The 13,298-nt window shown below is 69.0% G+C and carries 10 protein-coding genes, 1 tRNA gene and 1 pseudogene; 5 read left to right on the top strand and 7 right to left on the bottom strand.

Features of this window, described 5'->3' with window-relative positions; all coding sequences use genetic code 11:
* Positions 1–46 precede the first annotated feature (46 nt).
* Together ACFUJY_RS13820 and ACFUJY_RS13815 are read left to right on the top strand one after the other, a co-directional pair.
* A complete protein-coding gene (locus tag ACFUJY_RS13820; RefSeq protein ID WP_383298374.1) occupies positions 47–1,450 on the top strand; it encodes a pyridoxal phosphate-dependent decarboxylase family protein in 1,404 nt (467 codons plus the stop codon).
* Positions 1,447–2,850: a lysine N(6)-hydroxylase/L-ornithine N(5)-oxygenase family protein gene (locus ACFUJY_RS13815; RefSeq protein WP_383298372.1), complete on the top strand. Its 1,404-nt coding sequence runs from the start codon at positions 1,447–1,449 to the stop codon at positions 2,848–2,850. Before ACFUJY_RS13820 ends, ACFUJY_RS13815 begins: the two co-directional genes overlap by 4 nt.
* 97 nt (positions 2,851–2,947) lie before the next feature.
* On the opposite strand, the gene ACFUJY_RS13810 is transcribed toward ACFUJY_RS13815, so the two are convergent.
* Positions 2,948–4,753 (bottom strand): bifunctional metallophosphatase/5'-nucleotidase, encoded by a 1,806-nt coding sequence (locus ACFUJY_RS13810; protein ID WP_383298643.1) that lies wholly within the window; start codon positions 4,751–4,753, stop codon positions 2,948–2,950.
* Between the two features lie 193 nt (positions 4,754–4,946).
* Here ACFUJY_RS13810 and ACFUJY_RS13805 point away from each other — a divergent pair, with 193 nt between their 5' ends.
* Both ACFUJY_RS13805 and pyk read left to right on the top strand, forming a co-directional pair.
* Positions 4,947–5,648 (top strand): SIMPL domain-containing protein, encoded by a 702-nt coding sequence (locus ACFUJY_RS13805; RefSeq protein ID WP_383298371.1) that lies wholly within the window; start codon positions 4,947–4,949, stop codon positions 5,646–5,648.
* Between the two features lie 146 nt (positions 5,649–5,794).
* Positions 5,795–7,228 carry a pyruvate kinase gene (gene pyk / locus ACFUJY_RS13800; protein WP_383298369.1) on the top strand — a complete coding sequence of 478 codons (1,434 nt, stop codon included), beginning with the start codon at positions 5,795–5,797 and terminating at the stop codon, positions 7,226–7,228.
* A 9-nt stretch (positions 7,229–7,237) separates the two neighbouring features.
* On the opposite strand, the pseudogene ACFUJY_RS13795 reads toward pyk, so the two are convergent.
* Positions 7,238–7,993: pseudogene (locus tag ACFUJY_RS13795) on the bottom strand (transcriptional regulator).
* A 96-nt stretch (positions 7,994–8,089) separates the two neighbouring features.
* Positions 8,090–8,172, bottom strand: a tRNA-Leu gene (locus tag ACFUJY_RS13790).
* Positions 8,173–8,269: 97 nt separating this feature from the next.
* Between ACFUJY_RS13790 and ACFUJY_RS13785 the strand changes: the two genes are divergently transcribed.
* Positions 8,270–8,920: an ANTAR domain-containing response regulator gene (locus tag ACFUJY_RS13785; RefSeq protein WP_018518762.1), complete on the top strand. Its 651-nt coding sequence runs from the start codon at positions 8,270–8,272 to the stop codon at positions 8,918–8,920.
* A gap of 64 nt (positions 8,921–8,984) precedes the next feature.
* Here ACFUJY_RS13785 and ACFUJY_RS13780 read toward each other — a convergent pair whose 3' ends face one another.
* The 4 genes from ACFUJY_RS13780 to ACFUJY_RS13765 are packed head-to-tail and all read right to left on the bottom strand — an operon-like array spanning position 8,985 to position 13,291.
* On the bottom strand, positions 8,985–9,701 hold the full coding sequence (locus ACFUJY_RS13780; RefSeq protein ID WP_383298367.1) for an ABC transporter ATP-binding protein: 717 nt from the start codon (positions 9,699–9,701) through the stop codon (positions 8,985–8,987).
* Positions 9,698–10,567 carry an ABC transporter ATP-binding protein gene (locus ACFUJY_RS13775; RefSeq protein ID WP_383298365.1) on the bottom strand — a complete coding sequence of 290 codons (870 nt, stop codon included), beginning with the start codon at positions 10,565–10,567 and terminating at the stop codon, positions 9,698–9,700. Before ACFUJY_RS13775 ends, ACFUJY_RS13780 begins: the two co-directional genes overlap by 4 nt.
* A gap of 4 nt (positions 10,568–10,571) precedes the next feature.
* Positions 10,572–12,356, bottom strand: a complete 1,785-nt coding sequence (locus tag ACFUJY_RS13770; protein ID WP_383298363.1) for a branched-chain amino acid ABC transporter permease — start codon at positions 12,354–12,356, stop codon at positions 10,572–10,574.
* Between the two features lie 5 nt (positions 12,357–12,361).
* Positions 12,362–13,291 (bottom strand): branched-chain amino acid ABC transporter permease, encoded by a 930-nt coding sequence (locus ACFUJY_RS13765; RefSeq protein ID WP_383298361.1) that lies wholly within the window; start codon positions 13,289–13,291, stop codon positions 12,362–12,364.
* Between the last annotated feature and the right edge of the window lie 7 nt (positions 13,292–13,298).

The following is a 13,298-nucleotide window of genomic DNA, read 5'->3' as shown; positions in this document are numbered from 1 at the left end:
CCATGCCCGCACCCCGTCCACGCGCGCCCGAAGGACCACCCGCCCCATGCCCGTACCGCCCCTCGCCGGGACCACCACCGGCCCCGACGCCCTGCGCCCCCTCCTCGACACCGTCCTCACCGCCCTCGCCGAAGGCGCCCGACGCCGCGACGGCCCCCTCCCCGCAGGCGGACCCGACACCGTCACCCCCCGCACCCGCGCCGCCCTCACCCCCCTCATCCCCGACCGGGGCACCGGCGCCCACCACGCCCTCGCCACCCTCGTCCAAGCCCTCACCGAAGGCGCCGCCGACCCCGCCGACCCCCTCTGCGCCGCCCACCTCCACACCCCGCCCCTCGCCCTCGCCGCGGCGGCCGACCTCGCCGCCTCAGCCCTCAACCCCTCCATGGACTCCTGGGACCAGGCCCCCGCCGCCTCCACCCTCGAAGCCGACACCACCGCCGCACTCGCCGCCGAGATCTACCCCCGCCACCCCGCACCCGACGCCCTCATCACCACCGGCGGCACCGAAGCCAACCAACTCGGCCTCCTCCTCGCCCGCGAACGCCACGGCCCCGTCCAGACCATCGCCGGCGCCAACGCCCACCACAGCATCACCCGCGCCGCCTGGCTCCTCGGCCTGCCCGAACCCCTCACCGTCCCCGCCCCGGACGGCACCATCGACGTCCCCGCACTCCACGAGACCCTCGCCCGCCACCGGGGAAACGGCCCCCTCCTCGTCACCGCCACCGCCGGCACCACCGACACCGGCCGGATCGACCCCCTCACCGGCATCGCCGACCTCTGCACCCGCCACGGCGCCGAACTCCACATCGACGCCGCCTACGGCGGACCCCTCCTCTTCAGCCCCGCCCACCGCCACCTCCTCGACGGACTCGACCGCGCCGACAGCGTCGCCCTCGACCTCCACAAACTCGGCTGGCAGCCCGCCTCCGCCGGCATCCTCGCCGTCCCCGACCGCCACCACCTCCACGCCCTCCACCACCAGGCCCCCTACCTCAACGCCGACGACGACACCGAAGCCGGCCTCCCCGACCTCCTCGGCCGCTCCCTGCGCACCACCCGCCGCCCCGACGCACTCAAGATCGCCGTCACCCTCCGGGCCCTCGGCCGCACCGGACTCGCCGACCTCGTCGACCGCACCTGCGCCGCCGCCCACACCCTCGCCGACCTCGTCACCCGCACCCCCGGCCTCGAACTCCACGAACGCCCCACCATCAGCACCGTCCTCTTCCGCCCCACCGACGCCGACGACCACACCGTCGCCACCCTCCGCCGCACCCTCCTCACCCGCGGCCACGCCGTACTCGGCCGCACCCACACCCACGGCCGCCTCTGGCTCAAAGCCACCCTCCTCAACCCCCACACCACCCCCGACGACCTCCACCGCCTCCTCGCCCTCGTGACCCACCTCACCGCCGAACTCAAGGAAGGCAGCACCCTCCGATGACCGCCGCCCCGCCCACCCCCGACCCCCATCACACCCACGACCTCGTCGGCATCGGCATCGGCCCCTTCAACCTCTCCCTCGCCGCCCTCGCCCACGGCCTCCCCACCCCCCTCACCACCGCCTTCTACGAACAGCGCCCCGCCTTCCACTGGCACCCCGGACTCCTCATCGACGGCGCCACCCTCCAAGTCCCCTTCCTCGCCGACCTCGTCACCCTCGCCGACCCCACCAGCCCCTGGAGCTTCCTCAACTACCAACGCACCCAGGACCGCCTCTACCCCTTCTACTTCGCCGAGCGCTTCCACATCCACCGCGCCGAATACGACGCCTACTGCCGCTGGGTCAGCACCCGGCTCCCCGGCCTCCACTTCGGCCACCAGGTCGACACCATCCGCTGGGACCCCCAGACCGCCCGCTTCGACATCGACCACACCCAGCTCGACGCCCACGGCGAAGCCGAATCACTCGGCCGCACCCACACCCGCCACATCGCCCTCGGCATCGGCACCGAACCCCATATCCCCGAACCCCTCAAACCCCTCACCGACACCGGCACCGCCCCCGTCATCCACTCCGCCGACTACCTCCCCCACCGCGAACGCCTCCTCCGCGCCCGCCACATCACCGTCATCGGCTCAGGACAGTCCGGCGCCGAAATCTTCCTCGACCTCCTCCGCGCCCGCCCCCACGGCAACGAAGGACTCCACTGGCTCGCCCGCACCCCCGCCTTCGCGCCCATGGAGTACTCGAAACTCGGCCTCGAACACTTCACCCCCGACTACACCCGCTACTTCCACGCCCTCCCCGAACCCGTCCGCGACACCCTCGTCCCCCAGCAATGGCAACTCCACAAAGGCATCGACCACGACACCATCGCCGCCATCCACGACGAGCTCTACCGACGCACCCTCCACGGCGGCTGGCCCGACGCCACGCTCACACCCGGCGTCACCGTCCGCACCGCCGGACGCGTCGCCAACACCCGCGTCGAACTCCACCTCGAACACACCCAGCAGTCCACCCGCACCCGCGTCACCACCGACGCAGTCGTCCTCGCCACCGGCTACCGCGAACGCCCCCTCGACACCCTCCTCCACCACCTCACCCCCCACCTCCGCCGCGACGACGCGGGCCGCCCCCGCATCGACGCCCATCACCGCCTCGACCTCGGCCCCGCCATCACCGGCCACATCTACGTACAGAACGCCGAACGCCACACCCACGGCGTCGGCGCCCCCGACCTCGGCCTCGCCGCCTGGCGCAGCGCCACCATCCTCAACGACCTCACCGGCACCACCCCCTACCCCCTCCCGCAACGCACCGCCTTCACCACCTTCGGCCTCACCCAGCCCGCCATCCCCGCCCAACACCCCACCCTCGTCCCCCTCACCCACCCCTGAACAGAAACCCTGAACAGAAAACCTGAACAGAAAAAGGGCGGCCGCCCCACCTCCCCGAAAAAGGGAGACGGAACGACCGCCCTCACCAACCGCCCGCCTAGAACACCGGCACGCCGTCCCGCGTCAGCTTCCAGTCCACCGAAGCGAACTCCGCGGGGTCCACCGAACCCTTCGCCTGCACCCAGGCGATGATCGTGTTCCGGATCTCCTCCGAATTCGCCCACAGCTGCTTCGCACCCGGAACATGCGGGAAATTGCCGCCACCACTCGCCCGGTAGTTGTTCACCGCCAGCACGAACTGCGCCTTCGGGTCCAGCGGCTTCCCCTCGAACGACAGATTCACGATCCGCGAACCCACCGGCTTCGCGATGTCGATGTCATACGTCAGCCCCGACACCGCGTCGTAGTTGTAGTCCGGAGTGTTCTCCGCATTCGTCAGCTTCTCCGGATCCACCGCGGCACCCGCCGCCGTCCGCACGTAATACTTCGCCGAGAACTCCAGATAGTCCACGATCTGCGCACCCGTCACCAGACGCGCCTCCAGCGTGTTCTCGAACGGATACAGACCCGCCGCGTCCTTGATCGTCACGTTCCCGGCCGGAATCCGCGCCGTACGCGAGAAGCACGACGCCTGCGACAGCACCGGCAGCCCCGCGTACTCACCACCCGCCAGCGCCGCCTTCACCGTCTCCGCCTGGACCACGTTGATCAGATCGATGATCGGCTCGTCCTTCCACGCCGCCTCCGCCGTGGTCATCTCCGAAGCCGCCGTACCGATCACCTGGTTGACGTACGCCACGACCTTCTCGTGCTCGTCCGTCAGCAGCTTCGTGATCTTCCGGTCCTCGGCCGCCGTGTTCGAGTTCAGCACCCGCGAACCGGCCTTCTCGACCACCCAGCGGCCCTTCTCCCACACCACCTCGAAGTCGAACAGCGTCAGCCGCTGCCCCCACTTCAGCGGCTCCGAGAGCACGACCTTCTTCCCGGTCTCCTTGTTCTCCACGAAGTACTCGGGAATCTCCAGATGCGCGTGACCCACCAGGATCGCGTCGATCCCCGGCACCTGCTCCGCCACCAGACCCGCCGCGTTCTCCACATACGGAATCTGGTCCCCGTACGACGACGTCCCGCTGTTGCCCGAATGCGCCGACACGATCACCACGTCCGCGCCCATCGAACGCAGCCGCGGCACATACTTCGCCGCCTGCTCCTCAAGCCCCGGGAACACCATCTTCCCGCTCACGTTCGCCTTGTCCCAGATCGCGATCCCCGGGTTCGTCAGCCCCAGGATGCCCACCTTCACATCCCGCCCGTGCGGCGTCCGCAGCTTCTTGATCACATACGGCGCGAACGCCGGCCGCAGCGTCTTCGCGTCCAGCGCGTTCGCCCCGAGCAGCGGGAAATCGCACTGCTCCTCGAACTTCCGCAGCACCGGAATCCCGTAGTTGAACTCGTGGTTCCCCAACGCCGCCGCGTCGTACCCGATCGCGTTCATCGCCTGCGCCATCGGATGCACCGGACCACGCTTCGCCGTGATCGGGTCGATCTTCGCGTAGTAGTACGAGAGCTGCGTGCCCTGGATCGTGTCACCCGCGTCGATCATCAGCGTGTTCGCGCGGCCCTTCTCCCGCCGCACCTGCTCCACCAACGTCGAGATCTTCGCCAGACCGACGTCGTTGTGATCCTTGTCGTCGAACTCGGCATCCGTGAAGTAGTCCCAGTTGAACACGTTCCCGTGCAGATCCGTCGTCCCCATCACGGTGAACGAGTACCGCTTCTGCGGACGCCCGTGACCGTGCCCGCGCCCGTGCGCCTGGGCGGGCGACGCGACACCGCCCACCACCACCGCACCCGCGCCGGCCGCGGCCGATGTCCCCAGGAACGTCCTTCGGTTCAGCGGCATCTCGTTCTCCCACATGTCAGTTCACCCGGTGCGAAGTTCTGTCGTACGCCGTCCAGCGACGCGCGTAGATAATCACCCACGCACCACCCCCGGCAACACCCCCGGCAGGTTTCCGTTCCATGACCACACACCGACCGCACACCGTCCGGCCGGCCACACCCCCGCTGTCACACCCGGATGCCACAGTGGACCCATGACCGACACCGCCCAGCCCTACGGCACCCCGGACCAGCCCCGCCTCGCCGTCCGCGGCGAAGCCCGCCTGGAAGTCGACCCCGAGATCGCCCGCCTCTCCATCACCGTCACCGCCCGGGGCAAGGACCGCCGCGCCGCCCTCGAAGACCTCACCCGCCGCAACGCCACCGTCCTCGAACTCGCCCGCACCTACGGCGACGCCGTCGAGAAGATCGAGACCGGCGCCCTCTCCATCCACCCCGAACTCGTCCAACGAGGCCGCGACGAGAAGATCCGCGCCTACCACGGCCGCGTCTACATCACCGCCGTCCTCAACGACTTCACCGCACTCGGCGAATTCGTCACCCGCGTCGGCGACCTCGACATGACCCACGTCAGCGGACCCTGGTGGGCCCTGCGCCCCACCTCACCCGCCCACGGCGAGGCCCGCCGCCAAGCCGTCCGCGAAGCCGTCCAGCGCGCCCGCGAATACGCCGGAGCACTCGGCGCGGACCTCGCCGCCCTGGTCGAACTCGCCGACATAGGCGCGGAGAACGCCGCCCCCGTCGCGTACGCCCGCCGCGCCGGCTACGGCGGAGCGGTGCCGGCCCCCGCCGGAGCCGGTGCCCCGCCGCCGCCCCCCGTCGACCTCGAACCCCAGCAGCAGACCGTGTACGCGCAGGTGAACGCCCGCTTCACCATGACCCCGCCGAAACTCTGAACAACCGCCCACGGGGACGCCGGCGCGTGCTCATCCGAGCACGCCGCCGCACAATTCAACACTTGTCAATAACCCTTCACGCAAAGGTTGTTGAGCAGTCATTCACAGCCAATTACCTACCCATAGGTAAGGTCTAGGCTCGAACCATGCGCCGAGCCAAAATCGTTTGCACCCTGGGACCCGCAACCGACTCATACGACCAGATCAAGGCCCTCGTCGAGGCGGGAATGGACATCGCCCGCCTCAACCTCAGCCACGGCAGCTACGCCGAACACGAAGAGCGCTACCACCGTGTGCGCAAAGCGTCCGACGAGGCCCACCGCAGCGTCGGCGTCCTCGCCGACCTTCAAGGCCCGAAGATTCGCCTCGGACGCTTCCGCGAGGGCCCCGTACTCCTTGAACGCGGCGACGACTTCACCATCACCGTCGAGCCGATGGAGGGCGACCGCAACGGCTGCGGTACGACGTACGGCGGCCTCGCCGCCGACGTCACCCCCGGTGAGCGCATCCTGATCGACGACGGCCGCGTCACCCTGGAGGTCACCGAGGTCGACGGCCCCCGCGTCCGGACCACCGTGATCGAGGGCGGCATGGTCTCCGACCACAAGGGCCTCAACCTCCCCGGCGTCGCCGTCTCCGTCCCCGCGCTCTCCGAGAAGGACATCGAGGACCTGCGCTGGGCCATCCGCACGGGCGCCGACATCATCGCCCTCTCCTTCGTCCGCAGCGGCCGGGACATCGAGGACGTCCACCGCGTCATGGACGAGGAGGGCCGCCGCCTCCCCGTCATCGCCAAGGTCGAGAAGCCGCAGGCCGTCGAGAACATCGAGGACATCGTCGCCGCCTTCGACGGCATCATGGTCGCCCGCGGCGACCTCGGCGTCGAAATGCCGCTGGAGCAGGTCCCGATCGTCCAGAAGCGCGCGATCAAGCTCGCCAAGCGCAACGCCAAGCCGGTCATCGTCGCGACGCAGATGCTCGACTCGATGATCGACAACTCCCGGCCCACCCGCGCCGAGGCGTCCGACGTCGCGAACGCGATCATCGACGGCACGGACGCGGTGATGCTCTCCGGCGAGACGAGCGTCGGCAAGTACGCCATAGAGACGGTTCGCACGATGGCCCGCATCGTGGAGGCCGCCGAGGAGGACATCCTCGCCAAGGGCCTCCCGCCGCTGACGGAGCGCAACAAGCCCCGCACCCAGGGCGGCGCGGTGGCCCGCGCGGCGGCGGAGATGGGCGACTTCCTCGGCGCGAAGTTCCTGGTCGCCTTCACGCAGAGCGGCGACACGGTGAAGCGCCTGTCGCGCTACCGCTCCCCGATCCCGCTCCTCGCCTTCACCCCGGACCCGGCGACCCGCTCCCAGCTGAACCTGACGTGGGGCGTCGAAACGTTCCTGGGCCCGCACGTGGACTCCACGGACGCGATGGTGGCCCAGGTGGACGACGAACTGCTGAAGATCGGCCGCTGCCAGAAGGGCGACGTCGTGGTCATCACGGCCGGCTCCCCGCCGGGTGTCGCGGGCTCCACGAACCTGGTGCGCGTGCACCACATCGGCGAGGACGACAGGCCGAAGTAGCGGGCTGCCTCAGTATTTAGGCCCGACGTGAGCGTCCATGAGGGCTACGGACGCCCGTCGGGCGACGGAGATGTTCTTGCCGTTGGTGTCTTTCCACTCGACGCCGAGTTTGTCGAGCGTGTCGGTGTAAAGGCGCAGGATGTCGGCCGACAGGTTGGTGAAGAAGTAGCGCGGGTACTCGTAACGCCGTCGTTCGCCACGGACGAGGCGGGTGGCCCAGTTGGTGATGCGGCAGCCGTCGGAGTGGATGAGCCCACGGATGAACTCCCAGGGGTGCGCGTCCACGATCGCCTGCTGTCACTTGGTCAGCGCGATTTCGCGGTCATGTTTCTTGCCTGGGCCGTGCTGGGGGAACAGGCAGGGCCAGTGCTTGCTGAGGCACGTCACGTACTGGCAGCCCTGTCGCTGCACCCGGAACACCTTGTTGGCTGGCCGGATGATCTGCATGGCTTCGGCGCACGCGTCCATGATTCCGGGCCATGCGTCGGCGCAGGCGATGCGGAGCGCATACACGCCTCGCCTGCCCTGGCTGATGCAGCCGTCTCCGAGGTAGAGCCCGAGCAGATATGCGTAGGCGAGGCGATCGAAGTCTCCGCCTGCGCACTGTGGGCAGTCGGCGGGCCGCTGGGACGGGATTCCGCGCCGTCTGCGATCTGCATACAGCCACGAGCCGATCGTTCCGGCGGGAACGTTCAGCTCTCGTGCGACGTCCGCATTGCGGGCCCCGCCTCGGAGAAGAGTAAGAGCCCTCTGCCGTAATTCCATTTCGTACACGTTCACGCGAATAGGATGAACCCTCCGGACCTGCCGCGGGCAGCAAAAAGCGGATGTTCACGAGAACGTGAACATCCGCTTCGTACGTGCCCGGTGTGGGATTCGAACCCACATGCCCGAAGGCACGGTGGTTTGAGCACCGCGAGTATCGCCAATTCCTCCAACCGGGCAAGGCGGGAGCTGTGCAGCAGTATACCGGGTCCCGTTGGGGCGGCGTAGCTAGGTAGGCTCAGAGGCAGCAGTCCTGTCCTGGAACAAGGAGCCCCCGTGACCACCCCCGAGTCGCCCCAGCCCGTCGCCGATGACGACAAGTCGCACGTTCCGCCGCTGACGACCCGCGTCGTCATCGCCGAGGACGAGGCACTCATCCGCCTCGACCTCAAGGAGATGCTCGAAGAGGAGGGCTACTCCGTCGTCGGCGAGGCCGGGGACGGGCAGCAAGCCGTCGAGCTGGCGCGGGAGCACAAGCCGGACCTGGTCATCCTCGATGTGAAGATGCCGGTCCTCGACGGGATCTCCGCCGCCGAGAAGATTGCCGAGGAGTCCATCGCGCCGGTCCTCATGCTCACCGCGTTCTCGCAGCGCGACCTCGTGGAGCGGGCCCGGGACGCCGGGGCGATGGCGTACCTGGTCAAGCCGTTCAGCAAGAGCGACGTCGTCCCGGCGATCGAGATGGCCGTGTCGCGGTTCTCCGAGCTGAAGGCGCTGGAGAACGAGGTCGCCGACCTCGCGCAGCGGCTGGAGACGCGGAAGCTGGTGGACCGGGCGAAGAGCATCCTCCAGACGGACTACGGGCTGTCCGAGCCGGAGGCGTTCCGGTGGATTCAGAAGACGTCCATGGACCGCCGGCTGTCGATGCAGCAGCTCGCCGAGGCCCTGATCGCGGACGCCGAGGAGAAGAAGAAGGCCGCCGAGTAGGCCCCGTAGAACACGAGGAAGGCCCGCGCCACGTGGCGCGGGCCTTCCTCGTATCCGTAAGCGCTCAGTCCTCGCCCAGGTACGCCTTGCGGACGGACTCGTCGTGGAGGAGGTCCGCCCCGGTGCCGGAGAGGACGATCTTGCCGATCTCCATGACGTGGCCCTGGTCGGCCAGGGACAGCGCGGCCTGGGCGTTCTGCTCGACCAGGAGGATCGTCGTGCCGGAGGCGCGGAGTTCGACGATGGTCTCCATGATCTTCTGCATCATGATCGGGGAGAGGCCCATGGAGGGCTCGTCGAGCATGAGCAGCTTGGGCTGGGACATCATGGCCCTGCCCATGGCGAGCATCTGCTGCTCGCCGCCGGAGAGGGTGCCGGCGGCCTGCTTGCGGCGTTCCCCGAGGATGGGGAAGAGGTCGTAGGCGCGCTGGACGTCCTTCTCGATGCCCGCTTTGTCGTTGCGGAGGTACGCGCCGAGGAGGAGGTTCTCCGCGATCGTCAGCCGGGGGAAGATGTGGCGGCCCTCGGGGGAGTGGGCGAGGCCCAGGGAGACGATCTTGTGCGCGGGGACGTTGGTGAGCGGTTTGCCCTCGAAGAGGATGCGGCCGCTGAGCGGTTTGAGCAGCCCGGAGAGGGTGCGCAGGGTGGTGGTCTTGCCGGCGCCGTTGGTGCCGATGAGGGTGACCACCTGGCCGGTCTCGACGGTGAACGAGATGCCCTTGACGGCTTCGATCTTGCCGTAGGCGACGCGGAGGTCCTCGACCTCCAGCAGTGCGGTCATCGGTTGCCCTCCTCTTCCGTGCTCGTGTGGGCCTCGGCCGCTTCGACCTCGGCGACTTCCTCCGCGCCGGGGGCGCCTTCGAAGGGGGTGCCGAGGTAGGCGGCGATGACGCGTTCGTCGCTCTGGACCTCGGACGCGGTGCCTTCGACGAGTTTCTCGCCCTGGACGAGGCAGGCGACGCGGTCGCAGAGGTTGAAGATGAAGCGCATGTCGTGCTCGATGACGAGGACGGCGATGCCCTGGTCCCGGATCGCGAAGATGAGCTCTTCGGTGACGCGGGTCTCCTGGGGGTTCATGCCGGCGGTGGGCTCGTCCAGGAGGAGGAGTCCGGGGTCGCTGGCGAGGGCGCGGGCGATCTCCAGTTTGCGCTGGTCTCCGTAGGGGAGGTTGCGCGCGAGGTGGTCGGCCTTGTTCTGGAGTCCGATGAACTCCAGGAGTTCCATGGCGCGTTCGCGGCTGGATTTCTCGGCGGCCCGGTAGCCGGGCAGGTGGAGCAGGGCGGACCAGAGCCCTTCCTTGGTCCTGGTGTGGCGTCCGACGAGGACGTTTTCCAGGACGGTCATGTTGGCGAAGAGCCGGATGTTCTGGAAGGTGCGGGCGATGCCGGCCTTGGTGACGAGGTGGGGCTTGGGCGGCAGGACGGTGCCCCGGTAGCTGACCTTGCCCTCGGTGGGGACGTAGAGGCCGGTGAGGCAGTTGAAGAAGGTGGTCTTGCCGGCGCCGTTGGGGCCGATGAGGCCGACGATCTCGCCGGTGTTGACCTGGAGGTCGACGTCGCGGACGGCGGTGAGGCCGCCGAAGCGCATGGTGACCCCGCTGGCGTCCAGGACGGTCGTCCCGGTGGCGGTCTGTGTGGTGGTGGTCATGGTGTTACGCCCCCGCCTTGGCGATGCCGGCGTCCGTCTCGTCGGACTTCCGGGGTGTGGGCACGTCGAGCTGGTCGGTCTCGTGGAATTCGAGCTGCTTCCTGCGGTCGGCGACCAGGCCCTCGGGCCGGAAGCGCATCAGGAGGACGAGTGCGATTCCGAAGAGGAAGAGCTGGTAGTCCTGCATGAACTGCAGCTTGGCCGGGATGAGGTAGAGCAGCGCGGCGCCGACGAAGGGTCCGCTGAGGGTTCCCATGCCGCCGAGGATGACGGCGGCGAGGAGGAACGCGGAGTTCGGGGGCACGGAGCCGGCGAACTGGTACTGCTCGGGCGTCACGGTGTAGTTGACGTGTGCCTGTACGGTGCCGGCGAGGCCGGCGAGCGTGGCGCCGAGGGCGAAGGCGAGCAGCTTGAGCCGGAAGGCGTTGATGCCCATGGCGGTGGCGGCGGTCTCGTCCTCGCGGATGGCGACCCAGGCGCGGCCGATGCGGGATTCTCCGGAGCGGCGGAAGACGAGGACGACGACGGCGGTGACGACGAACATCAGCAGGTAGTAGTTGGCCGGCCTGCTGAGGGTGAAGGGTCCGACGTCATGGCTGAGGGCGAAGTCGATCCCGAAGAGGTTGAGGTCGGGGATGCTGGGGATGCCCTGGGAGCCGTTGGTCAGGTCGGGGCCGCTGTTGCCGTTGAGGTTGTTCACGGTGACGCGGAAGATCTCACCGAAGCCGAGGGTGACGATGGCGAGGTAGTCGCCGCGCAGGCGCAGGGTGGGGGCGCCGATGAGGACGCCGAAGATCATCGAGACGACGGCCCCGGTGAGGACGGCGGCCCAGAAGGGGAATTTGACGCCGATCGCGGAGAGGGGTGCGCCGGAGACCAGGGCGGCGGTGTAGGCGCCGACGCCGAGGAAGGCGACGTATCCGAGGTCGAGGAGGCCGGCGAGGCCGACGACGACGTTGAGGCCCAGGGCGACGGTGGCGAAGATGAGGATGTTGACGCCGATGAGGGCGTATTCCGCGGTGTCCTGGGTGAAGGGGAAGCAGAGTGCCGCGACGAGGGCGGCCGTGAGGGTGACGTTGCGGTGCTTGGCGGTCAGCGCGGTGAGGCGGGCGATGAGGCCGGCCCGGGTGAGTGCGGTGAAGGCGAAGCCCGCGGTGATGAGGAAGCCGATGAACTGTTCGGAGTCCTCGGTGGGGATGTCGATCCCGTAGGTGAAGACGTACAGCGCGAGGCCGAAGGAGACCGCGATGATGATGATCTCGGCCCAGCCCGGGAGGGCCTTGGCGCGGGGTGCCGAGGGTGCGGCGAGGCTGTTGCGGAAGCGCTGCCAGGCGTTCGGCGCGGGGCCGTCGGCGGGGAGCGGGACGTCGTAGGGGAGGGCGAGGGAGGCGATGACGGCGACGAGTGCGCCGATGCCGCTGACCCAGGCTCCCGGTTCGAGGTTGACGACGCCGCCGAGTTCGTAGGAGATGGCGCCCATGGCGTAGCCGGTGGTGCCGAAGGTGGCGAGGGCCGCGAGGCGGACCGGGCTGTGCGTGCCGGCGGGGGCGAGCCAGCGCAGTCCGGGGATGCCGTAGCCGGTGAGGGCGAGGAGCAGGGTGAGGATCGCGCCGGTGAGGGTGAGGACCTGGAGGCCGCCGGGGTAGCCGGTGACGGTGAGGTCGCCGGGGAATTCGGAGGTCCAGGTCCAGGGGAGCAGGGTGCCGGCGAGGGCGGCCGCGGCGCCGGTGAGGGTGGCGATGCGGGCGGCGGGGGCGGGGAGGGGGATGAGTGCGTTCTGGGTGGTCATCCGTATCACGCCCTGTCCGCGACGCGTTCGCCGAGCAGGCCCTGGGGCCGCAGCAGCAGGACGACGATGAGGAGGACGAAGGCCCACACGTCCTTCCAGGCGCCGCCGCCGAAGAGGTCCATGCCGGGTACGTCGCTCATGTAGCCGGTGGCGAGGGATTCCGCGACGCCGAGGACGACTCCGCCGAGCATGGCGCCGTAGATGTTGCCGATGCCGCCGAGTACGGCGGCGGTGAAGGCCTTGAGGCCCATGAGGAAGCCCATTTTGAAGCCGATCTGGCCGTTCTTGAGCCCGTAGGCGACGGCGGCGACGGCGGCGAACGCGGCACCGATGGCGAAGGCCATGACGATGATGCGGTCGGTGTTGATGCCCATGAGCTTGGCGGTGTCGGGGTCCTGCGAGGTGGCCTGCATGCCGCGGCCGGAGCGGGTCTTGGAGACGAAGAGGCCGAGGGCGATCATGCAGACGGGGGCGGCGATGAGGACGAAGAGGTCACCGCGCTGGACGTGGGCGCCGAAGAGGTCGAAGGCTTCGCCCTTGAACTGCGGGAAGGGGCGGTCCTTGGTGGCGTCGGGGTACCACTTCCAGATGGCCTGCTGGAGGGCGAGGGAGAGTCCGATCGCGGTGATCAGCGGGGCGAGCCGGGGGGCGTTGCGCAGCGGCCGGTAGGCGAAGCGTTCGGCGGCGGCGCTGACGGCGACGGAGCATATGACGCCGCCGATGATCATGAGGGGGATGATGGCGAGGAGGTTGGAGCCGGCCGGCATCCAGAGGTACACGGTGAGAGCTCCGAAGCCTCCGATCATGAAGATCTCGCCGTGGGCGAAGTTGATGAGCTGGATGATTCCGTAGACCATCGTGTAGCCGATCGCGATGAGTCCGTACATCGCGCCGAGGATGAGTCCATTGGCCAGCTGTTGCGGCAGTTCGTGCACCGCAGGG

The sequence above is a fragment of the Streptomyces sp. NPDC057249 genome (genome assembly GCF_042669245.1).
Taxonomy (GTDB): domain Bacteria; phylum Actinomycetota; class Actinomycetes; order Streptomycetales; family Streptomycetaceae; genus Streptomyces.
Note: the sequence above shows the minus strand (reverse complement) of the source record. Positions and strands in the feature narration are given on the sequence as shown.

Coding starts and splice junctions, on each gene's coding strand:
- ACFUJY_RS13815 (WP_383298372.1), top strand. CDS start 1,447: ATGACCGCCGCCCCGCCCACCCCCGACCCCCATCACACCCACGACCTC.
- pyk (WP_383298369.1), top strand. CDS start 5,795: ATGCGCCGAGCCAAAATCGTTTGCACCCTGGGACCCGCAACCGACTCA.
- ACFUJY_RS13820 (WP_383298374.1), top strand. CDS start 47: ATGCCCGTACCGCCCCTCGCCGGGACCACCACCGGCCCCGACGCCCTG.
- ACFUJY_RS13770 (WP_383298363.1), bottom strand. CDS start 12,356: ATGACCACCCAGAACGCACTCATCCCCCTCCCCGCCCCCGCCGCCCGC.
- ACFUJY_RS13775 (WP_383298365.1), bottom strand. CDS start 10,567: ATGACCACCACCACACAGACCGCCACCGGGACGACCGTCCTGGACGCC.
- ACFUJY_RS13780 (WP_383298367.1), bottom strand. CDS start 9,701: ATGACCGCACTGCTGGAGGTCGAGGACCTCCGCGTCGCCTACGGCAAG.
- ACFUJY_RS13810 (WP_383298643.1), bottom strand. CDS start 4,753: ATGCCGCTGAACCGAAGGACGTTCCTGGGGACATCGGCCGCGGCCGGC.
- ACFUJY_RS13805 (WP_383298371.1), top strand. CDS start 4,947: ATGACCGACACCGCCCAGCCCTACGGCACCCCGGACCAGCCCCGCCTC.